This window comes from Cupriavidus sp. 96C5-1, assembly GCF_057798855.1.
Genome location: NZ_JBYOJU010000017.1, coordinates 1 through 24,990, shown reverse-complemented (window position 1 = coordinate 24,990; position 24,990 = coordinate 1). Strand labels below are relative to the sequence as shown.

Genomic DNA, 24,990 nt, shown 5'->3' with positions numbered 1-24,990 from the left:
GGCTATCATGCATGTTTGCCGGCCAGGCCGGCCTGGCAGGTCACAAGGAATAACGAGATGCGCGACAACGAGAATGCGGACGGATCGTTCGACTACCTGGTCTACATCGGCCGCTTCGAACCCTTTCACAACGGCCACCTGGCCATGCTGCGCCAGGCGCTGACGCAGGCGCGCAGGGTGGTGGTGGTGCTGGGTTCGGCGGGCGGCGCGCGCACGGTCAAGAATCCCTTCACCGCCGCCGAGCGCCGCGAGATGATCGAGCGGGCCGTGGCGGGCTGGGATCCCGCGCGCGTCGCCGACCTGCATTTCGTGGCGGTGCGGGACTACTACGAAGGCCCGCGCTGGGCGGCTGCCGTGCGTGGCGCGGTTGCCGGTGCCCTTGCCGCGCAAGCCGGAGCGCTGGCAACGGGCGCCGCGCGCGTTGGCCTGTTCGGACATTTCAAGGACGCCTCGTCCGGCTATCTCAATGACTTTCCCGGCTGGCCGCTGGTGCCGCAGCCGAACTTCGGACAGCTCAATGCCGCCGACGTCCGCCGCCAGTGGTTCGAGCAGCAGGGCGAGCTGGGCACGCTGGACAGCCTGCTGCCCGCGCCGGTCGCCGTCTTCCTGCGCGAGTTCGCCCGGCAGGAAGCGTTCGCGGTCCTGCTGGCCGAATACCGTTTCCTGGAAGACCACCGGCGCCGCTGGGCGGCGGCGCCGTATCCGCCGGTGTTCGTGACCGTGGACGCGGTGGTGCGCTGCTGCGGCCAGGTGCTGCTGATCTGGCGCGGCGGGCAGCCGGGGCGTGGCACATGGGCGTTGCCCGGCGGCTTCCTCGACCAGCATGAGCGCGTGGCCGATGCGGTCCTGCGCGAACTCGACGAGGAAACCCGCTTCGGCCTGCCCAAGGCCGCGCTGCAGCAATCGTGCCGCGACCAGGCGCTGTTCGACCACCCCGAGCGCAGCCTGCGCGGACGCACGCTGACCCACGCCTTCTTCTTCGACCTGCCGCTGGAAGCGCTGCCGGCGGTGGCCGCCGCCGATGACGCGGCGGCCGTGCGCTGGGTGCCGCAGCAGGAACTGCTGGCGCTGGAAGGGCAGATGTTCGAGGATCACCTGCTGATCCTCGACCGCTTCCTGCACCTGTTCGGGGGCGAGGCGGCGCCCGTCCCCTTCAGTGGCTGATCATCCAGGGCCTCCCGGCCGGGTTGCCCTTGGCGGTATGCGCCGGTGCCTCCGCCAGCTTCACCTTGCCGCAGCAACCGCAGCCCGGCCCATGCCCGCTACGCGCCGATTCACGTGGCGCCGCGGCGCTGCGTTCATTGATGGCATGGGCTCGCCTCGATGCGGCCGGCATGCTCGCCAGCGCAGGCGCGGCGATCAACGCGCGCTCGGATGACTTGCCGCAGCCCGGGCAGGCGCAAGGTTCGTCGCGCCGCGCGATGGGCCGCATCACGGAGAATTCGCCACAGTCCTGGCAGCGGTAATCGTAGGTCGGCATCTGGTGGTCTCCATGCATGGATCGTGACATTGGCGGGCGCGACGGCACCCGGCGGCAAGCCGGCGTTCAGCCGATGTCCGGCGAGATCGGCAGGTCCACATCCCCGTTGATATGCTTGACCGGCCCTTGCGCGCTCGGCCGGATATCGAAGTCGAAGATCTGCGTGGGCAGCCACAGCGTGGCGCAGGCATTGGGAATATCGACCACGCCGCTGATATGCCCCTGCACCGGCGCCGTGCCGAGGATGGAGTAGGCCTGCGCGCGCGAGTACCCGAACCTGGTCATGTACTCGATGGCGTTAAGGCAAGCCTGGCGGTAGGCCACGTGCACGTCCAGGTAATGCTGCCGGCCGGCTTCATCCACCGAAATGCCTTCGAAGATCAGGTAGTCGTTATAGTTCGGCGTGACCGGGCTGGGCTTGAAGATGGGATTCCTGATGCCGTACTTGGCCATGCCGCCCTTGATCAGCGAGACGCGCATATGCACCCAGCCGGCCATTTCGATGGCGCCGCAGAAGGTGATTTCGCCATCGCCCTGGGAGAAGTGCAGGTCGCCCACCGACAGGCCCGCGCCGTCGACGTAGACGGGGAAATACACCTTGGCGCCGCGCGACAGGTCCTTGATGTCGCAGTTGCCGCCATGCTCGCGCGGCGGCACGGTGCGTGCGCCGTGGGCGGCGGCCTGGTCGCGCGCGTCGCCCTGCAGGCGGCCCATGTGGGCGGTGGCAGCGAAGGGCGGGTTGGCCAGCGGCGGTACGCGGTCCGGCTCGGTGGCGATAAAGTCCAGCTCGCGCTTGTTCCAGGTTTCCAGCAGCGCTTTGTCCGGCAGGCAGCCGATCAGCCCGGGGTGGATCAGCCCGGCGAAGTTGACGCCGGGAATGTGCCGCGAGGAAGTGTAGAGGCCGTGGAAATCCCAGATCGATTTCTGCGCGAGCGGGAAGTGGTCGGTCAGGAAACCGCCGCCGTTCTGTTTGGAGAAGAAGCCGTTGAAGCCCCACTGGCTTTCCGCCTTGGCGCCGATGTCGAGCAGGTCCACCACCAGCAGGTCGCCGGGCTCGGCGCCTTCCACGCCGACCGGGCCGGAGAGGAAGTGCACGATGGACAGGTCGATATCGCGCACGTCGTCGGCGCAGTCGTTGTTCTTGATGAAGCCGCCGGTCCAGTCGTAGGTCTCCAGGATGAAATCGTCGCCGGGCTTGACCCAGGCGGCCATCGGGATGTCCGGGTGCCAGCGGTTGTGGACGTTGGGGTTCTCGTACGGGGATTCGGCCAGGTCGACCTTGATCAGGGTATCCGTCATGATATGCCTCCTGTGTTGGCGTGGGGTAGGTGGAGTGGTGGGTACGGCTATGGCTATACGGACAGCAGTTGCCGGATGCGCTCGAGGTCGGTGCCGTCGCGGTGCGTCTCGTGCACGAAGCGGCCGCCTTCGATCACCAGCAGGCGGTCGGCCACATCCAGCGCGAAGCTGAGCACCTGCTCGGAGAAGACGATGGTGATGTCGCGCGTGCGGCGGATCTCGTTGAGCGCGCGCGCGATGTCCTTGACGATGGACGGCTGGATGCCTTCGGTGGGTTCGTCCAGCAACAGCACCTTGGGGTTGGCCACCAGGGCGCGGGCGATCGCCAGTTGCTGCTGTTGCCCGCCGGAGAGGTTGCCGCCCTTGCGGCGGCGCATCTCGAACAGCACCGGGAACATGGCGAAGACATCGTCTGGAATGCGGCGGCTCCCGCCTTGCTCCATGCCGGTCAGGATGTTTTCTTCCACGGTAAGGTGCGAGAAGATCATGCGGCCTTGCGGCACGTAGGCGAGGCCCGCGCGCACACGGCGATAGCTCTCGTCGTTCGCCACGTCGCGGCCGTCCACGCAGACCTGGCCGGAGCGTACCGGCAACATGCCGATCATGGCTTTGAACAGCGTCGTCTTTCCCATCCCGTTGCGGCCCATGATGGCCACCGTTTCACCCTGTGCGGCGGCGAACGATACGCCGTGCAGCGCTTCGCTCTGTCCGTAATTCACCACCACGTTGTCGACTGCGAGCATGCTGGTCTCCCTCGATTCAATGGCCGTTCAATGGCCGAGATACACGTCGATCACGCGCGGGTCGTTCTGCACCTGCTCCATCGAGCCTTCGGCGAGGATCTTGCCCTGGTGCATCACGGTGACCTTGTCGGCGATGCGCTTGACGAAATCCATGTCGTGCTCGATCACGATCACCGCACGCCCGCGGCTGATGCGCTTGAGCAGTGCCGCGGTCTGCTCGCGCTCGCGCACGCTCATGCCGGCAATGGGTTCGTCCAGCATCAGCAATTGCGGCTCCTGCATCAGCAGCATGCCGATCTCCAGCCATTGCTTCTGCCCGTGCGAGAGTTGCGCGGCCTCGCGCTCCAGCGCATCCACCAGGCCGATCTCCGCCGCCACGTCGGCCACGCGCTGGCGCACTTCGGGCGTGGTGCGGAAGGTGAGCGCGCCGAACACGCCGCGTCCGCGCGGGAACGACACGGCCAGGTTCTGGAACACGCTGAGGTTTTCGTAGATGGAGGGCGTCTGGAACTTGCGGCCCACGCCGGCGCGCACGATCTGGTATTCGGGCAGGCCGGTCATTTCCCGGTTGGCGAACTTGATGCTGCCGCCGGTGGCGCGGGTCTTGCCGCAGACGAGATCGAGCAGGGTGGTCTTGCCGGCGCCGTTGGGGCCGATGATCACGCGCAGTTCGTCGCGGTCCACATACAGCGTCAGATTGTCGATGGCGCGAAAACCGTCGAAGGACACGGTCAGGTCTTCCACCGCCAGCATGAAATCGGTATTGCTCATGGCGTCTTCCTCGCTTTGGACGGGACTGCGAACCAGGCGCCAAGCGCGATGCCATGCGCGGCGCCGGGTTCGGTGCTGGGGCCGACATCGCGCGCGGTTTCGGGCGGAACGTCAGCCATGGTTTCACGCAATGCGGCCCGCAATCCCCTTGCCGGCGGAGGGCGCCGCGGCAGGCGAGGCCGCATCCGCGGCCGTTTCGCCGGGCTCCACGGGGCCACCGGCGGTGCCGCGGCGCGACATGTATCTGCCGTAGAGACCGGCCAGCCCGTCGGGGAAGGCCACCACCACGCCGATAAACAACGCCGCCATCAGGAACAGCCACAAGTCGGGGAAGCTTTCGGAGAAATACGTCTTGCCGAAGTTGACCAGCAGCGTGCCCCAGACCGCGCCCACCAGGCTCATGCGACCGCCCACCGCGGCAAAGATCACCATTTCGATGGAGGGCACGATGCCGACGAAGGACGGCGACATAAAGCCCACCTGCAGCGTGAACAGCGCGCCGCCCACCGCGCACAGCGCCGCGGCCAGGCAGAACACGAAGACCTTGAACATCGCCACGTCGTAGCCGGAAAAGCGCACGCGGTCTTCCTTGTCGCGCATGGCAAGCAGCAGCACGCCAAGCTTGCTGCGCTGGATCCAGCGGCACATGGCGATGGCGCCGAACAGCAGGATCACGTTGGCGAAGTAGAGGGTCACCCTGGCGCTGTCGCTGCGGATATCCCAGCCCAGCATGGTCTTGAGATCGGTGATGCCGTTGACGCCGCCGGTATAGCCCTGCTGGCCGATGATCAGCACGGAGAGGATCAGCGCCACGGCCTGCGTGATGATGGCGAAGTACACCCCGCCCACGCGCCGGCGGAACATGGCAAAGCTCACGACGAAGGCGAGCGCCACCGGCACCGCGATCACGCCCGCCAGCGCGAAGGGCAGGTGGCGGAACGGCTCCCACCACCAAGGCAGCGCGGTGAGCTGGTTCCAGTCCATGAAGTCCGGAATGCCGGGCGTGGACTGGATCGCGGTGCTCCTGGCGTCGGATGCTTCGAGCTTGAGGAACATCGCCATGGCGTAGCCGCCCAGCCCGAAGAACACGCCCTGGCCGAGGCTCAGCACGCCGCCGTAGCCCCACAGCATGACCAGCCCCACAGCCACGAAGGCATAGCTCAGGTATTTGCCGAGCAGGTTGAGGCGGAACACGTCGAGCGCCAGCGGCATGACGACCAGCAGCGCCAGCGCCAGCAGCAGGTAGCCGGAGAGTTCGCCGCGCATCAGGCGCAGGGGTGCGGGCAGGCGGCGCGCCGTCGGCGCGGTGGAAGAGGAGGAAGACATCGCAAGCTCCTGTGCTTGATGGGTGGCGGTGAAGGCGGTGGCGTCTTCAGCGGCGTACAGCCGGCGCGAACAATCCCTGAGGGCGGATCATCAGGATCGTCACGATCAGCAATAGCGTCAGCACGCGCGCCATCGAGCCGGTCAGGAAGAACTCGCTGATCGACTGCGCCTGCGCAATGCCGAAGGCCGAGGCCACCGTGCCGAGCAGGCTCGCCGCGCCGCCGAAGGTGACCACCAGGAAGGAATCGACGATATAGAGCGAGCCGCTGGTGGGACCGGTGGAGCCGATGGTGGTGAAGGCCGCCCCAGCCACGCCGGCGATGCCGCAGCCGATGGCAAAGGTGAGGCGGTCGGTGCGCCGCGTGTTGATGCCCGCCGCATTGGCCATGGCGCGGTTGAGCGTGGTGGCGCGCACGCGCAGGCCCCAGCGCGAGCGATAGAGCGCCAGCCATACCATGCCGGTGACGAACAACGTGAGCGCCATCACGAACATGCCGTTGATGGGGATATCGAGCCCCGCGGCGGGCGACCACGAGCCCATCAGCCAGTCGGGCAGGGTGGGGCTGACTTCCTTGGGGCCGAACGTGGAACGGAAGCTCTGCTGCATGCCGAGCGACAGGCCCCAGGTGGCCAGCAGCGTGTCCAGGGGCCGGCGGTACAGATGCCGGATCAGCGCCCACTCGGCCAGCCAGCCGGCGCAGAACGCCAGTGCGAAGGCGGCGCCGATGGCCAGCGGAAAGTAGAAGGGCATCCACGACGGGGCCAGCCGTTCGGTCAGGGTGGAGGCAAGGAAGATGGTGTAGGCGCCGATCGTCATGAACTCGCCGTGCGCCATATTGATCACGCCCATCTGGCCGAAGATGATGGCCAGGCCCAGCGCCATCAGCAGCAGCACCGAGAACAGGCTGAGGCCGGCAAAGCCCTGCATGAGGGTGATGTTCAGCATGTCGGACAGATTCATGTTGCGCTCCGGCATCGGGAGGAGGAGAAGGAAAGGCGCATCGGGAGCGCCGGACGAAGCCGGCAGGGTGCGCCGGCGCCGTTTGGAGTGGGTGGTTTGGCCAGGAGCCACAACAAGCGGAGCCATTGGTTTTATCCAGCGCGACAGCATTTGCAGCGCCCACCCTCTCCCCCGGCCCCTTTCCGACAACTGGGAGGAGCAAACCAGCGGTGGATCAGCCCAAACAGAACGGCCTACTGATAGCCCTTCGGGAACGGATTCGGCGGAATCAGCGCCGGCGATTCCGCCACCACCTTGAACTGGCCGTCGAGCTGCGCCAGGCCCACCCGCGTCTTGCTCCACAGGTGGTGGTTGGGGTCCACCTTCACATAGCCTTCCGGCGCGGTCTTCAGTTCGATGCCGGGCGAGGCGGCTACCACCTTGTCGATATCGAAGCTGCCGGCTCTTTCCACCGCCGCCTTCCACAGCCACGGGCCGAGGTACGCCGCCTGCGTGACATCGCCGATCACCGACTTGCCGCCGTACTTGCTCTTGAACGCTTCGACGAAGGCCTTGTTGTTGGGGTTGTCGAGCGACTGGAAGTACTTCATGGCCGCGTAGAAGCCGGCGATGTTCTCGCCGCCGATGCCCAGTACTTCGTCTTCCGTCACGGAGATGGTCAGCAGGAACTGCTTGTCCGCGGTAATGCCCGCCGCCTTCAGCTGCTTGTAGAAGGCCACATTGGAGCCGCCCACCACGATGGCGTAGATGCAGTCCGGCTTGGCCACCTTGATCTTGTTGATCAGCGAGTTGAAGTTGGTGTGGCCCAGCGGGTAATACTCCTCGCCCACCACCTTGAGCTTCTGGAAATTCTCGATGTGCTTGCGCGCGATCTTGTTGGAGGTGCGCGGCCAGATGTAGTCCGAGCCGATCAGGAAGAAGCTCTTGGCGTTCTTCTGCCTGGCCGCCCACTCCAGGCCCCAGAGGATCTGCTGGGTGGCTTCCTGGCCGGTGTAGATCACGTTCTTCGACTGCTCCAGCCCCTCGTAGAAGGTCGGGTAGTAGAGCAGGCCGTTCTCTTTCTCGAAGATGGGCAGCACGGCCTTGCGCGAAGCGGAGGTCCAGCAGCCGAACACGGCCGCCACGCGGTCGTTGACCAGCAGCTTCTTGGATTTCTCTGCAAAGGTGGGCCAGTCGGATGCGCCGTCTTCCTTGATGACCTTGATCTTGCGGCCGAGGATGCCGCCGGCGGCATTGATCTGGTCGATCGCCAGTTGCTCGGCCTGGATCGAGCCGGTCTCCGAGATGGCCATGGTGCCGGTGGCGGAGTGCAACTGGCCCACCGTGACTTCGGTGTCGGTGACAGCGAGCCTGGTGGTGTTGGCGACCGAGGTGGGCACCGCCGCGCGCGCCTGGGCGCCGATGCCGGCCATGCCGGCGAGCGAGAGCGCGGGCAATGCGGCCAGGCCCTGCATCATGCGGCGCCGCTGGGGCGAGACTGCGTCGGCGGCGCCGGCATCTTGGGAAGGAAGGGACCCGTTGGTTTCTTTGTCACGCATGATCGACGCTCCTTGGAGACGTGGTGAGTTGAGACGGCGTTGCTTGAATGACCCGGTGGCTGGATCATGGTGCAGTGCAGCGGCACCTTCCATACGTCATTCAACGTACGCGCGTGCGCACCCCGGCTGCGCTACGATCCCGCGCGCCGCGCCGTTGGCCCGTGGATCACCTGCTGGCGACCTTTGTGGTGGATGCTTCCTTTGCGCCCGCCGGGCCCCGCGACACGGCACGGCTCTTGCATCAGCGCGGCACGACCCACGCGAGCACCCTCCGGAGTCCAGACCTCCCATGCCCACCGCCAGCCAGCCCGTACAGCGCATCAGCAAGATCCGGCGCGACTACAACCGCTGGGTTGCCGACGAGACCCTGGAGGACTACGCGCTGCGTTTTGCACCAAGGACGTTCCGCAAGTGGAGCGCCTTCCGGGTCGCGAATACCGCTTTTGGTGCAGTGGCCTTCCTGGCGCTGGAAGCCATCGGCGCGGCCATCACGCTCAGCTACGGCTTCACCAATGCGATGTGGGCCATCGGCGTGGTCAGCCTGGCCATCTTCCTGAGCGGGCTGCCGATCTCCTACTACGCCGCCCGCCACGGCGTGGACATGGATCTGCTGGCGCGCGGCGCCGGCTTCGGCTACCTGGGTTCCACCATCACCTCGCTGATCTACGCCAGCTTCACCTTTATCTTCTTCGCGCTCGAGGCGGCCATCATGGCGCAGGCCTTCGAGCTGCTGTTCGGCCTGCCGCGTCCGCTGGGCTACCTGCTCTCCGCGCTGGTGGTGATTCCGCTGGTGACCCACGGCGTGACGCTGATCTCCCGCATCCAGCTATGGACCCAGCCACTGTGGCTCTTGCTGCTGGCGCTGCCCTATGCGGCGATCGGGTGGCGCGAGCCGGGCCTCTACGCCGATTTCCTCTCCTTCAACGGACGCGTGGCCGAAGGCGACGGTTTTTCCTGGCATGCGTTCGGCGCCGCGGCCACCGTCGCCGCCGCATTGATCGCGCAGATCGGCGAGCAGGTGGATTTCCTGCGCTTCATGCCGGAGCTGACGCCGCGCAACCGGCTGCGCTGGTGGAGCGCGCTGATCGCGGCCGGCCCGGGCTGGATCGTGCTGGGCGCGGCCAAGATGGCGGGCGGGGCCTTTCTGGCTTTTGTGGCATTGCAGGCCGAAGTGCCGATCGCGCATGCACTGGAGCCTACCCAGATGTACCTGGCGGGCTTCGCGCGCGCCCTCGGCGCCGGGTGGCCAGGCTGGACGGCGGTGGCCCTGACCGGCCTGTTCGTGCTGCTGTCGCAGACCAAGATCAACATCACCAATGCCTACGCCGGCTCGCTGGCCTGGTCGAACGTGTTCGCGCGGCTCACGCACAGCCATCCGGGCCGGGTGGTGTGGCTGGCCTTCAATGTGCTGATCGCGGTGATGCTGATGGCCATGGGCGTGTTCGAGGCGCTCGAGCAGGTGCTGGCGCTGTATGCGCATCTGGCGGTGGCGTGGGTCGGCGCCATCGTCGGCGATCTCGTCATCAGCAAGCCGCTCGGGCTGTCGCCGCGCGCCATCGAGTTCCGCCGCGCCTACCTGTTCGATATCAACCCGGCCGGGTTCGGCGGCATGATGCTGGCCTCGGCGGCGTCGCTGCTGGTGCACCTGGGTGTGTTCGGCGAGACGCTGCGTCCGGCTTCGATCGGGGCGGCGCTGCTGCTTGCCATCGCCATTCCGCCGCTGATCGCGCTGGCCACCCAGAGCCGCTACTTCATCGCGCGTGCGCCGGCGGATTTCGGGCCGCGCCACAAGGTGGTTCGCTGCACCATCTGCCGCAATCCCTTCGAGGTGGAGGATGTGGCCTCCTGCCCGGCGTATCGCGGGCCGATCTGCTCGCTGTGCTGCACGCTCGACGCGCGCTGCGGCGACCGCTGCAAGCCCGGCGCCAGCGCGCAGGAGCAGATCGTGACCGCGCTCACGCGCGTGCTGCCGGCGGGCACGCCGCCGGTGATGGCGCGCCGCATCGGCCAGTTCTGCCTGGTGCTGGCCGGCATGGTGTTCGTGTTCGGCACCTTCCTGTGGCTGTTGTACACGCAGGAGCAATTGTCAGTCGGGTCGGTCGGGCAGGGTGCGGCCACGCTGCCGCGAGCCGGGCTGTTCATCAAGATCTTCGCCGGACTGCTGCTGTTCGCCGCGGTGGCGGCGTGGTGGCTGGTGCTGGCCAATGAGAGCCGGGTGGTGGCGCAGGAGGAGTCGGAGCGGCAGAACATGCTGCTGCAAAAGGAAATCGATGCGCACCGCCATACCGATGCGCTGCTGCAAAGCGCCAAGGAAGTGGCGGAGAAGGCCAACCTGGCCAAAAGCCGCTTTATCACCGGCATGAGCCATGAGATGCGCGCCGGACTGAATTCCATCCTCGGCTATTCGCAGTTGCTGTTGCGCGCCGCCACGCTGCCCGGCGCGCTGCGCGAGGACGTGCGCACCATCGGGCGTGCTGGCGAGCATCTTTCCAGCCTGGTCGACGGCCTGCTGGAACTGTCGCGCATCGAGGCCGGCAAGCTGCGCCTGGCGCAGGAGGCGGTGGCGCTGGAAGGCCTGTTCGACGATCTGGTGCGCATGTTCCGCCCGCTGGCGGCCGCGCGCGGGCTGGCGTTCCACTATCGCGTGGAAGGCATGCTGCCGTCCCATGTGCATGGCGACCCGAAGCGCCTGCGGCAGATCGTGATCAACCTGGTCAGCAACGCCATCAAGTTCACCGAGCGAGGGGCGGTCACCCTGAGCGTGCGGCACCAGCGCGAGCTGGCCACCATCTCCGTCAGCGATACCGGGCCGGGCATTGCGATCGCCGATCAGGAGCGTATCTTCGATCCCTTCGAGCGCGCCGGCGGCCACGATGACCGCGAAGGCATCGGCCTGGGGCTGGCGATCGTGCGGCTGCTGGCCGACCTGATGGGCGGCGAGATCCGCCTGCGCAGCGCGCCCGGCGCCGGCAGCGAGTTCACGGTGCGGCTGTACCTGCCGGCGGTGACGGCGCCGGTTGCGTGCCGGGCCGCCGCGCCGGGCACCCGGCTGCCGGCCGGCTCGCGGGTGCTGGTGGTGGACGACCGCGCCGCGCATCGCGCGGTGCTGCTCGGCTTCCTGGCGCCGCTGGGCCTCGTGGTACATGAAATTGGCGACGGCGCCGGGGTGCTGCCGGCGGTGCAGCGCTGGCGCCCGCAACTGGTGTTGCTCGATCTCAACCTGCCCGATGCATCGGGCTGGGACCTGTGCCGCCTGCTGCGCGCGCAGGCGCCTGCGCCGCTGGTGGTGATCGTCTCGGCCAATGCGCATGAGAACACCGAAGAGGCGCGCGCCACGCATGGGCACTTCGCCTTCATCAGCAAGCCGGTGCGCGAGGCGGAACTGATCGAGGTGGTGCGGCGCGCGCTGGCGGGCGCCGCACCGCGCGAAGATGCGCAGGCGCAGACGGGCGCAGCCACCGTGACTGCGATGGATGGCGCTGCTATCGATGCCCATGGCGCGCCCGCGCCGGAACTGCTGCGTGAACTGCTGCTGCTTGGCGCCACTGGCCGACAGCGCGCGCTCGAGGCGCAACTGGCCGAGCTGGCCGACGGCGCCGATGCCGCCTCGGCCTGGGCGGCACGCATGCTGGTGCTGGCCCGCACGGACGGTGCCGCATTGACACACTCTCTCGGCGAGGCGCTCCATGACTCCCGCTCCTGATCTGCAGACCCGCGTGCTGGTGGTGGACGACAACGCCGATGCGCGCGGCTTCCTGGCCCGAGCACTCGGCGGCGAGGCCATGGCGGTGCATGCCGCACACAGCGGCGACGCCGCGCTCGCTGCGCTGGCATTCTTCGAGCCCGACGCGGTGCTGCTCGATGTGGACATGCCGGGCATGGACGGCTTCGCTACCTGCGCGGCGATGGTGGACCGCCATGCGGACCTGCCGGTGATCTTCATGACCGGGCTGGGCGAGACCGGGCACATCGTGCGCGGCTTCGAGGTGGGCGGGTGCGACTACGTGACCAAGCCGGTGGCGGTTGCCGAGGTGGTGGCGCGAGTGCGCTCGCACGCCGCCAAGGCACGTCTGGCGCGCAGCGCACGCGAGGCCGTGCTGGGCAGCGCGGTGGCCATGCTGGCGGCCAGCGCGGGCGGGCAGCTGATGTGGATGAATGCCAGCGCAGCGGCCTTGCTGCAGGCACACGGCTGGGCGGCGGTGCCGCCGGGCGGGACGCTGGCGCCGCCGCTGGCGGGCGCGCTGCAGGCGCTGCAGGAGGACCCGGGCACGCAGGACTTGCGGCTGGGCGGCCTACGGCTGCGCCGGCTGACTGGCGTGACGGCGGGCGTGACCGTGGTGGAGCTGGCCGCGCAGGCAGCGGCGGGTGACGGTGCGGCGCCGGCGGAACTGACGCCGCGAGAGGCGGAAGTGATGGTATGGGTGGCACGCGGCAAGACCAATCGCGACGTGGCGGAGATACTCGGCATGAGCCCGCGCACGGTCAACAAGCACCTCGAGCACATCTACGAGAAGCTCGGCGTGGAAACGCGCACGGCTGCGGTGGCGGCCGCGCGGCGCGGCCTGGCTTAGTACGCTGCCCGGCCTGCCGGTGCGCCGCCGCCGCGCCAGGCGTTGCTACCAACCGCTATAAGGCGCGTCCGGCACACGGTGCGCCGCGAAGCGCTCTGCCAGGAAATCGACGAAGGCGCGCACCTTGGCGGTGAGGTGGTCGCGCGTGAGAAACACCGCGAACACGTCGGCCGCCGGCGTTGACCAGTCGGGCAAGACCTGGCGCAGCCGTCCGGACCTGAGCATCGGCGCGACCTCCCATTCCGAACGCATCAGGATGCCGTGGCCCTGCAGGGCCCAGCCGAGTGCCGCTTCGCCATCGTTGGTGCTGGCCGGCCCGCGCACCTTCACGGTTTCCTGGCGGCTGGCCGAGCGCAGGTGCCAGGTGCCATAGGTGGCGTCGCTTTCCCGGAGCACGATGCAGCGGTGCTGCTGCAGTTCGCGCGGCGAAGCCGGCTCGCCGTGGCTGGCCAGGTAGCGTGGCGCCGCGCACAGCAGGCGGCGGTTGTGCGCGATGGGCCGGGCGGCGAGGCGGGCGTCGGGCAGGTCGCCCACGCGGATGCCGACATCGAAGCCGGCTTGCGCCAGGTTGAGCGGCCGGTCGGTGAGTTCGAGCTGCACTTCCACCTCCGGGCAGGCCAGCAGGAACGCACCCACCGCGGGCGCCACATGGCGCCGGCCAAAGCCCAGCGTGGCGTTGACCCGCAGCAGGCCGCGCGGCGCCACCCGGCTGCCGGCCAGTCCCTGTTCCAGTTCTTCCAGTTCGGCCAGGATGCGCGCGCCCTGCGCCAGGTAGGCCTCACCCTCCTGGGTCACGCTCAGGCGGCGCGTGGTGCGGTTGAGCAGGCGCACGCCGAGGCGTGCCTCCAGCGCCGTCAGCCGCTTGCTGGCGGCGGAGGGCGTGATGCCGAACTGCTGCGCCGCGCCCACCAGGCTGCCGCGCTTGACCAGCGTGACGAAGAAGGCGAGGTCGGAGAAGGTGTCCACGTTGCGATGCCCCTGGAAGCGATCGGATTCACGAAATGATTCGTGAATAGAAGGAATGAATGAAAGTCCGAGAATGAAATTATAGCGATGGATTCAATGGTTAAACTGCCAGCCATCGCGTCTGGAGGCACGACGCGCGAGTCTTCATGGCGATCCTCCCCAGCCACGTTCCGACTCACCTTCTCTCCTTCCATCTTCATGCAGGCTGTCCCATGCCAGGCCTTACCCTTTACCGCAAGCTGGTGGATTCGCACACCGTGGCCGCGCTCGATGCCGACCACGTGCTGCTCTATGCGGATCTGCACCTGATGAACGAATACACCAGCCCCCAGGCCTTCGCCGGGCTGGCCGCGCAGGGCCGTGGCGTGCCCGCGCCGGGCCAGCAGGTGGCGGTGGTGGACCATGTCATCCCCACCCATGCCGAGCACCCGCGCCGCATCCAGGATCCGGCCTCGGCGCTGCAGGCGCGCAATCTGAAACGCAACTGCGAGAGGCACGGCATTGGGCTGTTCGATACCGACGATGCGCTGCAGGGTATCGAGCATGTGATCGCGCCCGAACACGGCATGATCCGGCCGGGCATGGTGGTGCTGTGCGGCGACAGCCATACCACCACTTACGGCGCGCTGGGCGCGCTCGGCTTCGGCATCGGCACGTCGGAGGTGGAGCATGTGCTGGCCACGCAGACGCTGGTGTACCGCGTGGCGAAGGCCATGCGCGTCCGCGTGGACGGCGTGCTGCCGCGCGGCGCTACCGCCAAGGATCTGATCCTGCATATCATCAGCCGCATCGGCGCGCAGGGCGCACGCGGCTACGTGGTGGAGTTCGCGGGCCCGGCCATCGATGCGCTGTCCATCGAAGCGCGCATGACCCTGTGCAATATGACCGTGGAAGCCGGTGCGCGCGGCGCGCTGATCGCGCCGGATGCGGCGGCCATCGGCTACGTGCTGGCGCGGGCCGCCGATATCGATGCGCCGATGCGCGAACGCGCGCTGGCGTGCTGGCAGCAGTTGCGTTCCGATCCGCACGCGCGGTTCGACAGCGAGCTGGTGTTCGATGCCGGCGTGGTGGCGCCGTATGTGAGCTGGGGCACCAGCCCTGACCAGGCCATCCCCATCGACGCGCGCGTGCCGCTGCCCGCCGATGCCGTGGACGACGTGGCGCGCGCCGCCGCCGTCAAGGCGCTCGACTATATCGGCCTGCAAGCGGGCGCCACGCTCGAAGGGTTGCCGGTGCAACGCGTGTTCATCGGCTCCTGCACCAATGGCCGCATCGAAGACCTGCGTGCGGTGGCCGCCATCGTGCGTGGGCGCAAGGTGGCCGGGGGCGTGCGCGCGATGGTGGTGCCGGGCTCCGGCGCGGTGCGCCGGCAGGCCGAGGACGAGGGCATCGCGCGGGTGCTGCAGGAGGCCGGCTTCGAATGGCGCAAGCCGGGCTGCTCGATGTGCCTGGCCATGAACGACGATGTGCTCGCCCCGGGCGAGCGCTGCGCCTCCACCACCAACCGCAATTTCGAGGGACGCCAGGGACGCGCCGGGCGCACCCACCTGATGAGTCCCGCCATGGCCGCCGCCGCGGCACTGACCGGCTGCATTACCGATGTACGCCGCCTGGAGCAAGCCGATGCCTGACCGTGATTCCGGCTTGATCGCCGCCCTTGGCGCACCCCTGCCCATCGGCAATCTCGACACCGACCAGATCATGCCCAAGCAGTTCCTGCGCATCATCGACAAGGCGGGACTGGACCGTGGCCTGTTCTACGATATGCGGTTCGACGCGCAGGGCGAGCCGCGCCCCGGCTTCGTGCTCAACCAGCCGCGCTACCGGGGCGCCGGCGTGCTGGTGGCCGGCCCGAACTTCGGCTGCGGCTCGAGCCGCGAGCATGCCGTGTGGGGGCTGCAGCAGGCCGGCATCCGCGCGGTCATCGCGCCGAGCTTTGGCGAGATCTTCTATTCCAACGCCATCAACAACCGCCTGCTGCTGGTGATGCTGCCGCAGGCGGAGGTCGATGCCCTGATGGCCGAAGTGTCAGGTGAGGCGCCGGTGCGCATCGAGCTCGATCTCGATGCGATGACGGTAAGGGCGGGCGCTTTCCATACCGTCTTCACGCTGGCCGAGCGCCATCGCAAGCTGTTCCGCCAGGGACTGGACATGATCGGCGCGACGCTATCGCAGCAGGCGCGGATCGCGGCGTTCGCGCAGCGGCATCACCGGGAACAGCCCTGGCTGCAGGACGTCGCCGCCAAGACCATGGCGCGGCTGGCCGCTGCCTGAGAAGACAAGGAGACAACGTGTTTGAAGGTTTTACGCAGCACCGCATGCCTTGCGGCGACGTCGAGATCCATGCGGTGGTTGGCGGGCAGGGCCCCGCTTTGCTGCTGCTGCACGGCCATCCGCAGACGCATGTGATCTGGCACAAGGTGGCCGCCGCGCTGGCGCGGCATTTCACGGTGGTCGCCACCGACCTGCGCGGCTACGGCGATAGCGGCAAGCCCGCGGGGCTGCCGGACCATGCCAACTACAGCAAGCGCAGCATGGCGCGGGACCAGGTGGCGGCCATGCGCGCGCTGGGCTTCGCGCGTTTCCTGGTGATGGCGCACGACCGCGGCGCGCGCGTGGCCCACCGCATGGCGCTGGATCATCCGGATGCCGTACGGCGGCTGGTCACGCTGGATATCGCGCCTACGCTGGCGATGTACGAGCAGACCAGCCTGCAGTTCGCGCTGGCGTACTACCACTGGTTCTTCCTGATCCGGCCAGCGCCGTTTCCGGAGACGCTGATCGAGGCCGACCCGGCGCTCTACCTGCGCAGCACCATGGGCAGCCGCAGCGCCGGCCTGGCGCCTTTCACCGAGGCCGCGATGGCGGAGTACCTGCGTTGCCTCAGCCTGCCGGGCGCGGCGCATGGCTTGTGCGAGGATTACCGCGCCAGCGCTTCGATCGACCTCGAGCACGATCGCGCCGACCTGGCCGCTGGGCGCAAGGTCGAGTGCGACATGCTCGCGCTATGGGGCGAGCAAGGTGCGGTGGGCCGCTGTTTCGCGCCGCTGGAAGAGTGGCGCAAGGTGGCGCGCCGCGCGAGCGGCAAGAGCCTGCCGTGCGGGCACTATATCGCCGAGGAAATGCCGGAACTGCTGCTGGAGGAGACTTTGCCTTTCCTGCTGGCCGGCGCCTGAGGCAGGGCGGCAACTGCGGCGGCATTTTGGCGCGGCACGGATGCATGGCGAAGCGGGCTGGCTTACACTCGCTGTCTTCGCACCCGTGCCAACCGAACGCGTTCCGTCCTGCCCATGCCGCCCCGCAAGCCCACTGCCGCCACCGAAACCCTTGCGGAAAGCCGCGCTACCAGCGACCAGGCCATCCAGCTGCTCGACAGTGCCGTGAATCACGTGATGGAGCATGGCATCGGCGACCTGTCGCTGCGCCATATCGCCGAAGCGGTCGGTACCAGCCATCGCATGCTGATCTACTATTTCGGCTCGGCCGACCAGTTCTGGGAGGCGGTGCTGCGTCGCATCCGCCATGCCGAGCTGGATGCGCGCGCCAGCCTGGCCGCCACCGAAACCGATCCCGCCCGGGCGTTGGAGGTGGCCTGGGCGCGCTATTCGGCGGACAACTACCTGCCCATCATCCAGTTGCTGTTCGAGATCTATGGCCGTGCCATCCGGGATCGCGAGCGCTTTCACATCTTCCTGGACGATGTCATCGGCAGCTGGACCGGCGCGCTGACCGAGCGCTTTCACAAGCAGCTGGGCTTGAGCACGGGCGAAGCCAGGCTGCGGGCGCGCATCGAGGTGGCCACGGTGCGTGGACTGCTGCTTGACCTGGTCACGACGGGCGATCGCAAGGGCACCACCGCCGCGCTCAAATACTTCGCCCGCATGCTCAACGCCCCCAGGGCGCAGGACGGGAACCCCGACCCCGAAGCCTGAATCCCGCGCGACGCCGCGACCGGCGCTGCCTTCTCCGTTTCACGATCGCGCCGGATTTTCTCCGGTCTGCAAGACCGCAAACGCTGCGTTTCATCCGTATCTTGCTTTTGATGTACCACGTGGTACAGTAAACCGGAAGCACTGGCGGACAGGTGCCGTTTCCGGGCCGTGAAAGGAGATCGAGGTGGAGAGACGCAAGCTGCTGTTGGGTGCCGCGCTGGTCGCGGCTGGATTGTCATGCACGGGCCTGGCCCAGGCGCAGGCCTGGCCGCAGCGCCCCGTGCGGCTGGTGGTGCCGCAGGCAGGCGGCACCGGCAACGATGTGCTGGCGAGGGCGCTGGCCGAGGCGCTGGGCAAGCGCTGGGGCGGCAGCGTCGTGGTGGAAAACAAGCCCGGCGCCAACGGCGTGCTGGCGATCAGCCATGTGTTGCAGCAACCTGCGGATGGCCACACGCTGTTCTTTGCCGGCGTCTCCAACCTGGCCTTCAATCCCTTTCTCTATCCCACGCTGCCGTATGTTCCCCAGCGTGACCTCGCGGGCGTGGCCATGCTGGCGAACTCGCCCTTCATGCTGGTGGTCGCGCCATCGCTGCATGCGGGCAGTTTCGCCGAGTTCGTGCGCATGGCCAAGGCTCGGCCCGGGGCGATCAGCTATGCCTCCGGCGGTATCGGCAATTCGACGCACCTGGCCATGGAACTGGTAGCCGAGCGTGCCGGCATCAAGCTGATGCATGTGCCGTTCAACGGCGCCGGTGGCTCGACCAGCCTGATGTCGGGCGAGACCCCCGCGATGATGAATGTGGTGGCGGGCGTGCAGCCCTATATCGCCGGCAAGAAACTGGTGCCGCTGGCGGTGACCGGCGAGCGGCGGCTTGCCGCGCTGCCGGATGTGCCCACTTTCAAGGAACTCGGCTACGACGTGGCGGTGCCGGGCTGGTACGCCATCGTGGCGAAGGCGGGCACCCCGCAGGCGCTGGTGCAGAAGATCAACGCGGATATCAATGCCGCCATGGACGAGCCGGCGTTCAAGGACAAGCTTGGCTACCAGTTCCTCGACCCCATCAAGGGGCCCCCGGCCGAGGTGGAGCGCTATATGCGGCGCGATGCGCAGACCTGGGGGCCGCTGATCCGCAAGCTCGGTATCGCGCTATAGGCGGTGTTGCAGGCGCTGCCGCAGGTGCCGCAGGCGCGCGGCTCGCCGCAAGATTCGCCGCAGCATTCTTCAACGACATCCCACACGGGAACAAGGAGACTTTCATGCCCCAGATCACCACGGCCGTACGCGACTATCGCCTCGCCATGATGCACAGGCTGATGGATCGCCTGCGCGTCGACGCGCTGGTTTTCGGCACGCCTGACTTTTTCCAGTTCGCCACCAACTTCCAGCTCGATGTCTGGCCGTGGGAGCGGCCGGTGTTCGTGTTCGTGCCGCGCAACGGCGAGCCCTTCGCGGTGATGAACGAACTGTCCACCAACCACATGCGCCTGTGCACCGAGAAGGACAAGGTGTGGCTGCGCGACGTGACCTACTACGCCGAACATCCGCGCGTTTCGCAGCGGCTGGCGCTGGCGCCGCAGTTGCCTGAAGTGGTGGCCTCGCTGCTGGCTGCGCACGGACTGGCGGGCTCGCGCATCGCCGTGGACCTGCCCCATCCGATCCTGGCGGCGGCGCAGCGCTACCTGCCGGAGCTCACGCTGCGCCCGGCGCTGGCCGAGATGCGCGGCATGCGCTGGGTCAAGCATGCGGAGGAACTGCAGGTGATGCGTGAACTGGGCGCGCTGACCGACTGGGTGCAGGACCGCTATCGCGAGAACATCCGCCCGGGCCGCCTGGTGCAGGAGCTCGACCATGCCATGTCGGCGCTGATGGTCGAGGAGGCGGCGCGCCGCTTTCCCGGCGAGGATTTCGATATCCTCAAGTGCTGGACGCTGACCGGGCCGGCCTCGGCTTCGCCGCATGGCGACGGCGCCGCGTGCGGTGCGCGCATCGCCGCCGGCGACACGGTCGTCAACCTGATCCTGCCGCGGCTGAACGGCTACTACGTGGAGAACGAACGGACGTGGTTCTGCGGCCGGCCGGACGAGCGCCAGGCCCGCTGCTACCAGGTCGCCGCCGAGGCCACCGATGCCGCCGTGGCCGCCGCGGTGACCGGCCGCCGCGTGTGCGATATGGATGCGGCCGCGCAGGCGGTGATCGAGCGCGCCGGCCTGGGCGAATATATCTTCCACCGTACCGGACACGCGGTCGGTCTGATGCTGCATGAGTATCCGGAAGACATGGCTTTCAATACGCGGGCACTGCTGCCGGGCGAAGTCTACTCGGCCGAGCCTGGCATCTATGTCTACGGGCTGGGCGGCTTCCGCCTGGACGATACCGTGGTGGTAGGGGAGCGCCCGGAAGTGATCGTGACGACACCGAAGACACTGGAGTACGCCACGGTGGCCTGACGCGCCGTGCCCTGGGATGGGTCCGGTCAAACATACATTCGCGGATGGATGTATAATTCCGGCTTGATTCGCTTGTCCCCCGAGCGTTTGTTGCGGAAATTGACTATGACTTACCGTTTTATTGCCGGATGCCTTGGCGCCTGGCTTGCGATCTGCGTGACCGCGGGCTGGGTGGTGGAGCGTCTCTGGTCCTGAGGCTCAGGCCAGCTTGGCCATGCCTGCGCGCGCACCGCGCGCGGTGCGCGAGGACGATTCCGGGAGCCTGGCCGGCACGGCCGGCATCCCTTCTTCACTGCGCAGCGCGTCGAAGAATCGCCATAGCGCGGGCGCGTCGCTGGTCGCGACATTGAACCGTATCCACGGCGAATCGCTTTCTTCCGGCACGAAGTAGGAGCCCGGCGCCAGCCAGATGCCATGCTCCAGCGCCAGCGTCGCCAGCCGGTTGCCCGACAGGGCGGCCGGATCGTTGTCTCCATCCGGCCGCACCCGCGCCCAGGCAAACATCCCGCCTTCCGGCCGCAGCAGCACTTCCAGGCCATGCGCTTCCATCTTCTCCGTGATGCGGTCCTGCTGGGCGCGCAGCCGCTCGGCCAGCGCCGCCACGTGGCGGCCGTAGTGGCCGCTGGTCAGCACCGAGTACACCAGCCGCTCGGTCACTTCCGACGAGGTCAGCCCCACCGCCATCTTGGTGCGCGCCAGCGCCTTGGCCAGCTCCGGGCTGGCCGCCAGATAGCCCACCCGCAGCGACGGCGTGATCGTCTTGGAAAAGCCATTCACGTAGATCACGTGCGACAGGCCGTCCATCGCCGCCAGCATGGGCGAGCCGGCAGGCGCCAGTTCGCGGTAGATATCGTCCTCCACCACCAGCAGCCGGTACTGCTCCGCCAGTTGCAGCACGCGGTGCGCATTCATGCTGGTGAGCGTGCCGCCCGTCGGGTTCTGCAGCACCGTATTGACGAACAGCGCGCGCGGCGCGTGGGTGCGGATGGCGTGGTCGAGCGCGTCGGTGTCGAGCCCGCTGGCGGTGCGGCGCACGCCCACCACCTGCAGGCCGGCCAGGCGCAGGATCTGCAGCAGGTTGCAGTAGCACGGGTCCTCCACCAGCACGGTGTCGCCCGGGCGCAGCAGCGTACGCACCACCAGATCCAGCGCCTGGGTGGCGCCCTGGGTCAGCACCACCTGCTGCGCCTGCACCGGCATGCCGTACTGGCTGAGCCCGGCGGCGATATGCTCGCGCAGCGCGGCAAAGCCATAGGGATGGCCATAGCCGGAGACCTGCGCCGCCGGCACCCGCGCCGCGGCGCGCATGGCCTGGTGCAGCCCTTCCTCGTTGAGCCAGTCGCCGGGCAGCCAGCCCGCGCCGGCCTTGATCGGCACCGAATGGTCGGCGAACACGTCGGATAGCAGCCAGGCGGCGTTCAGCCCCGGCGCTTCCCAGCGCGCCGCCGGCGGCTGGCCGGCCGGCGCGTGGCGGTGCGCCACCGTATAGCCCGAGCCCACCCGCGCGCTGAGGTAGCCCAGCGCGGTGAGGCGGCCATAGGCCTCGGCCACGGTGAAGGTGCTGACGCCATGCTGCTGGGCAAAGCGCCGCACCGAGGGCAGCGCCACGCCGGCGCGCAGCACGCGCCGGTCGACCAGGCCGGCGATGCCGGCCACGATCTGCTCGGTCAGGGTGTCTCCGCTGCGGCGGCTGCGGACGAGTTCAAGGTTAAGCATGCGTCACGTGTAAGAATCGACCTGTACAGTTTAATAGCCGTCGCCGTTCACTGGGAAGCGTCTTCATGCGATCGAGGATTGCGGCACCGCAACGCAAAAACCGCATCAGGGCTGACTTTCCGTCCTGGTGGAAGCGAAGCGGCAGGACGCATCGACCCGCCGGGGCGCAGGAGGCGCTGGCGAAACTGTACAGTTGTCTCAGTCTCGGCTGTACGGTAAGGCGGCGTTTTGCCGACCGTATATTCTTTATGCCAGGCCGGCCCGCTACAGTGGCCGCATTCACCGGAATCGCCTGACAACCCCGGCGCGGCGGCCACGGCCGCCGCCCACGAAACAAGCCCTGAGGAGGACGTATGGATGCCGCCAAGACCGTGATCCCCGATCTCGATGCCCTGTGGATGCCGTTTACCGCCAACCGCCAGTACAAGGCGGCGCCGCGCCTGCTCGCCTCGGCCAGCGGCATGTACTACACCTCGCATGACGGCCGCCAGATCCTCGATGGCTGCGCCGGCCTGTGGTGCGTGGCCGCCGGCCACTGCCGCCAGGAGATCTCGGAAGCGGTCGCGCGCCAGGTGCAGACCCTGGACTACGCGCCGCCGTTCCAGATGAGCCACCCGCTGACCTTCGAGGCCGCCACCAAGCTGGCCGCCATCATGCCGTCCGGGCTGGACCGTATCTTCTTCACCAATTCGGGGTCGGAATCGGTCGACACCGCGCTGAAGATCGCGCTGGCTTACCACCGTGCCCGCGGCGAAGGCCAGCGCACCCGCTTCATCGGCCGCGAGCGCGGCTATCATGGCGTGGGCTTCGGCGGCATGGCGGTGGGCGGCATCGGCGGCAACCGCAAGGTCTTCTCGGCCAACCTGATGCCCGGCACCGACCACCTGCCGGCCACGCTGAATATTGCCGAGGCTGCGTACTCCAAGGGCCAGCCGCAATGGGGCGCGCACCTGGCGGAGGACCTGGAACGCATCCTGGCGCTGCACGATCCGTCCAATGTGGCCGCCGTGATCGTCGAGCCGCTGGCCGGTTCGGCCGGCGTGCTGGTGCCGCCGGTGGGCTACCTGGAAAAGCTGCGCGAGATCACCAGCAAGCACGGCATCCTGCTGATCTTCGACGAGGTCATCACCGCCTTCGGCCGCCTGGGCGCGGCCACTGCCGCCGAGCGCTTCAACGTCACGCCGGACCTGATCACCATGGCCAAGGCCATCAACAATGCAGCCGTGCCGATGGGCGCGGTGGCGGTCAGGCGCGAAGTGCACGACACGGTGGTCAACTCCGCCGCGCCGGGCGCGATCGAGTTCCTGCACGGCTACACCTATTCCGGCCATCCGCTGGCCGCGGCCGCGGCCATCGCCACGCTGGATATCTACAAGAACGAGAACCTGTTTGGCCGCGCTGCCGCGCTGGCGCCCGTCTTCGAGGCTGCGGCGCATGCCGTGCGCGGCGCGCCGCATGTGAAGGACATCCGCAACCTCGGCCTAGTCGCCGGCATCGAGCTTGAGCCGCGTCCCGGCCAGCCTGGCGCGCGCGGCTACGAAGCCTTCCTCAAATGCCTGGAGCGCGGCGTGCTGGTGCGCTACACCGGCGACATCCTCGCCTTCTCGCCGCCGTTGATCATCACGGAAGCGCAGATCGGCGACATGTTCGACACCGTGAAGAAGGTCCTGCAAGAGGTGCAGTAATTGCATCGATGGCAGGGACAACGCAAGGAATACTGACGTGAACATCGCAGAAAACCGGCAGATCGCCGAAATCGCGCACTACATCGGCGGCACCGTGCGCGCCGCTTCGTCGGACCGCTTTGCCGACGTCTTCAACCCGGCCACCGGCGCCGTGGCCGGGCGTGTGGCGCTGGGCTCGGCGCAGGACGTGGACGCCGCGGTGGCCGCCGCGCACGCGGCCTTCCCGGCCTGGTCCGAGACCGCGCCGCTCAAGCGCGCGCGCATCCTGTTCAAGTTCAAGGAACTGCTCGACCGCCACCACGACGACCTCGCCGCGCTGATCACGCGCGAGCACGGCAAGGTGTTCTCGGACGCCAAGGGTGAGGTCACGCGCGGCATCGAGGTGGCGGAATTCGCCTGCGGCATTCCCAACCTGCTCAAGACCGATTTCACCGACAACATCGGCGGCGGCATCGACAACTGGAACCTGCGCCAGCCGCTGGGCGTGGTGGCCGGCATCACGCCGTTCAACTTTCCGGTGATGGTGCCGATGTGGATGTTCCCGGTGGCGCTGGCCTGCGGCAACACCTTCGTGCTCAAGCCGTCCGAGCGCGATCCTTCGCCCTCGCTGCTGATCGCCGACCTGCTCAAGCAGGCCGGCCTGCCCGACGGCGTGTTCAACGTGGTGCAGGGCGGCAAGGAAGCCGTGGACGCGCTGCTGGCGCACCGGGACGTGCAGGCGCTGTCCTTCGTCGGCTCCACGCCGATCGCCGAGTACATCTATGCCGAGGGCACCCGGCACGGCAAGCGCGTGCAGGCGCTGGGCGGCGCCAAGAACCACCTGGTGGTGATGCCCGACGCGGATCTCGACCAGGCGGTGGACGCGCTGATCGGCGCGGCCTACGGCTCGGCGGGCGAGCGCTGCATGGCGATCTCGGTGGCGGTGGCGGTGGGCGAGGTGGCCGACCGGCTGGTGCCGCGCCTGGCCGCACGGGCGCAGGCGCTGAAGATCCGCAACGGCATGGAGGCCGATGCCGAGATGGGCCCGCTGGTGACCGCCGCGCACAAGGCCAAGGTGGAAGGCTATATCGCCAAGGGGGTGGAAGAGGGCGCGCAGCTGGTGACGGATGGCCGGGGCCACAAGGTGGATGGGCATGAAGGCGGCTTCTACGTCGGCGGCACGCTGTTCGACCACGTCACGCCGGACATGACGATCTACAAGGAAGAGATCTTCGGCCCGGTGCTGTCGGTGGTGCGCGTGCACGATGTTGCCGAGGCGGTGGACCTGATCAACGCGCACGAGTACGGCAACGGCGTATCGTGCTACACCAGCGACGGCGGCGTGGCGCGCGCGTTCTCGCGGCAGATCCAGGTGGGGATGGTCGGCATCAACGTGCCGATCCCGGTGCCGATGGCGTGGCATTCGTTCGGCGGCTGGAAGCGCTCGCTGTTCGGCGATCACCACGCCTACGGCGAGGAGGGCATCCGCTTCTACACGCGCTACAAGAGCATCATGCAGCGCTGGCCGGACAGCATCGGCAAGGGCGCGGAGTTCACCATGCCGGTGGCGAAGTA

Annotated in this window: 20 protein-coding genes; 11 read left to right on the top strand and 9 right to left on the bottom strand. The window is 68.0% G+C overall.

All coding sequences use genetic code 11. The annotated features are described in order from the left end of the window. Positions 1 to 57 precede the first annotated feature (57 nt). Positions 58 to 1,164, top strand: a complete 1,107-nt coding sequence (locus tag AC3FOF_RS19290) for a bifunctional nicotinamide-nucleotide adenylyltransferase/Nudix hydroxylase (protein ID WP_488727503.1) — start codon at positions 58 to 60, stop codon at positions 1,162 to 1,164. Here the strand turns inward: AC3FOF_RS19290 and AC3FOF_RS19285 are convergent. From AC3FOF_RS19285 to urtA, 7 genes are all read right to left on the bottom strand, one after another. Then, positions 1,154 to 1,480 carry a zinc ribbon domain-containing protein gene (locus AC3FOF_RS19285; RefSeq protein WP_017228059.1) on the bottom strand — a complete coding sequence of 109 codons (327 nt, stop codon included), beginning with the start codon at positions 1,478 to 1,480 and terminating at the stop codon, positions 1,154 to 1,156. The genes AC3FOF_RS19290 and AC3FOF_RS19285 overlap by 11 nt on opposite strands. A gap of 66 nt (positions 1,481 to 1,546) precedes the next feature. Next, the gene (gene fmdA / locus AC3FOF_RS19280) at positions 1,547 to 2,779 is read right to left on the bottom strand and encodes a formamidase (protein ID WP_017228060.1); all 1,233 of its coding nucleotides are present in this window, start codon (positions 2,777 to 2,779) and stop codon (positions 1,547 to 1,549) included. 53 nt (positions 2,780 to 2,832) lie between these two features. Further along, positions 2,833 to 3,522, bottom strand: coding sequence for an urea ABC transporter ATP-binding subunit UrtE (gene urtE, locus AC3FOF_RS19275; protein WP_488727502.1), 690 nt, complete (start codon positions 3,520 to 3,522; stop codon positions 2,833 to 2,835). 27 nt (positions 3,523 to 3,549) lie between these two features. Continuing rightward, complete coding sequence (urtD, locus tag AC3FOF_RS19270) at positions 3,550 to 4,293, bottom strand: urea ABC transporter ATP-binding protein UrtD (RefSeq protein WP_017228062.1); 744 nt, start codon at positions 4,291 to 4,293, stop codon at positions 3,550 to 3,552. 123 nt (positions 4,294 to 4,416) lie between these two features. Beyond that, positions 4,417 to 5,559, bottom strand: coding sequence for an urea ABC transporter permease subunit UrtC (gene urtC, locus AC3FOF_RS19265; protein WP_488727558.1), 1,143 nt, complete (start codon positions 5,557 to 5,559; stop codon positions 4,417 to 4,419). A gap of 106 nt (positions 5,560 to 5,665) precedes the next feature. Further along, positions 5,666 to 6,580: an urea ABC transporter permease subunit UrtB gene (gene urtB / locus AC3FOF_RS19260; RefSeq protein ID WP_017228065.1), complete on the bottom strand. Its 915-nt coding sequence runs from the start codon at positions 6,578 to 6,580 to the stop codon at positions 5,666 to 5,668. A 233-nt stretch (positions 6,581 to 6,813) separates the two neighbouring features. Then, the gene (urtA, locus tag AC3FOF_RS19255; protein ID WP_488727501.1) at positions 6,814 to 8,118 is read right to left on the bottom strand and encodes an urea ABC transporter substrate-binding protein; all 1,305 of its coding nucleotides are present in this window, start codon (positions 8,116 to 8,118) and stop codon (positions 6,814 to 6,816) included. Positions 8,119 to 8,407: 289 nt separating this feature from the next. On the opposite strand from urtA, the gene AC3FOF_RS19250 reads away from it, so the two are divergent. Further along, on the top strand, positions 8,408 to 11,821 hold the full coding sequence (locus AC3FOF_RS19250) for a hybrid sensor histidine kinase/response regulator (RefSeq protein WP_488727500.1): 3,414 nt from the start codon (positions 8,408 to 8,410) through the stop codon (positions 11,819 to 11,821). Beyond that, positions 11,805 to 12,689: a response regulator transcription factor gene (locus AC3FOF_RS19245; protein ID WP_276264219.1), complete on the top strand. Its 885-nt coding sequence runs from the start codon at positions 11,805 to 11,807 to the stop codon at positions 12,687 to 12,689. Before AC3FOF_RS19250 ends, AC3FOF_RS19245 begins: the two co-directional genes overlap by 17 nt. 45 nt (positions 12,690 to 12,734) lie before the next feature. Here the strand turns inward: AC3FOF_RS19245 and AC3FOF_RS19240 are convergent, their stop codons facing one another. Next, positions 12,735 to 13,655 carry a LysR family transcriptional regulator gene (locus AC3FOF_RS19240; protein ID WP_488727499.1) on the bottom strand — a complete coding sequence of 307 codons (921 nt, stop codon included), beginning with the start codon at positions 13,653 to 13,655 and terminating at the stop codon, positions 12,735 to 12,737. Positions 13,656 to 13,867: 212 nt separating this feature from the next. Between AC3FOF_RS19240 and leuC the strand changes: the two genes are divergently transcribed. The 6 genes from leuC to AC3FOF_RS19210 all read left to right on the top strand — a co-directional run bounded on the left by leuC (position 13,868) and on the right by AC3FOF_RS19210 (position 20,035). After that, positions 13,868 to 15,286 carry a 3-isopropylmalate dehydratase large subunit gene (leuC, locus tag AC3FOF_RS19235; RefSeq protein ID WP_488727498.1) on the top strand — a complete coding sequence of 473 codons (1,419 nt, stop codon included), beginning with the start codon at positions 13,868 to 13,870 and terminating at the stop codon, positions 15,284 to 15,286. Further along, positions 15,279 to 15,929, top strand: a complete 651-nt coding sequence (gene leuD, locus AC3FOF_RS19230; RefSeq protein ID WP_276264222.1) for a 3-isopropylmalate dehydratase small subunit — start codon at positions 15,279 to 15,281, stop codon at positions 15,927 to 15,929. The genes leuC and leuD overlap by 8 nt, the downstream gene beginning before the upstream one ends. A gap of 17 nt (positions 15,930 to 15,946) precedes the next feature. Next, positions 15,947 to 16,831, top strand: coding sequence for an alpha/beta fold hydrolase (locus tag AC3FOF_RS19225; protein ID WP_017224563.1), 885 nt, complete (start codon positions 15,947 to 15,949; stop codon positions 16,829 to 16,831). A gap of 114 nt (positions 16,832 to 16,945) precedes the next feature. After that, positions 16,946 to 17,587: a TetR family transcriptional regulator gene (locus tag AC3FOF_RS19220; RefSeq protein ID WP_017224562.1), complete on the top strand. Its 642-nt coding sequence runs from the start codon at positions 16,946 to 16,948 to the stop codon at positions 17,585 to 17,587. A gap of 184 nt (positions 17,588 to 17,771) precedes the next feature. Beyond that, positions 17,772 to 18,740: a Bug family tripartite tricarboxylate transporter substrate binding protein gene (locus tag AC3FOF_RS19215; RefSeq protein WP_488727497.1), complete on the top strand. Its 969-nt coding sequence runs from the start codon at positions 17,772 to 17,774 to the stop codon at positions 18,738 to 18,740. Positions 18,741 to 18,844: 104 nt separating this feature from the next. Further along, positions 18,845 to 20,035: a M24 family metallopeptidase gene (locus AC3FOF_RS19210; protein WP_488727496.1), complete on the top strand. Its 1,191-nt coding sequence runs from the start codon at positions 18,845 to 18,847 to the stop codon at positions 20,033 to 20,035. Positions 20,036 to 20,233: 198 nt separating this feature from the next. Here the strand turns inward: AC3FOF_RS19210 and AC3FOF_RS19205 are convergent, their stop codons facing one another. Next, positions 20,234 to 21,751, bottom strand: coding sequence for an aminotransferase-like domain-containing protein (locus AC3FOF_RS19205; protein ID WP_488727495.1), 1,518 nt, complete (start codon positions 21,749 to 21,751; stop codon positions 20,234 to 20,236). A 353-nt stretch (positions 21,752 to 22,104) separates the two neighbouring features. On the opposite strand from AC3FOF_RS19205, the gene aptA reads away from it, so the two are divergent. Beyond that, the gene (gene aptA, locus AC3FOF_RS19200) at positions 22,105 to 23,436 is read left to right on the top strand and encodes an omega-aminotransferase AptA (RefSeq protein ID WP_017226371.1); all 1,332 of its coding nucleotides are present in this window, start codon (positions 22,105 to 22,107) and stop codon (positions 23,434 to 23,436) included. 37 nt (positions 23,437 to 23,473) lie between these two features. Continuing rightward, positions 23,474 to 24,990 (top strand): CoA-acylating methylmalonate-semialdehyde dehydrogenase (locus tag AC3FOF_RS19195; RefSeq protein WP_488727494.1); only part of this gene is annotated, 1,517 nt, incomplete at its 3' end.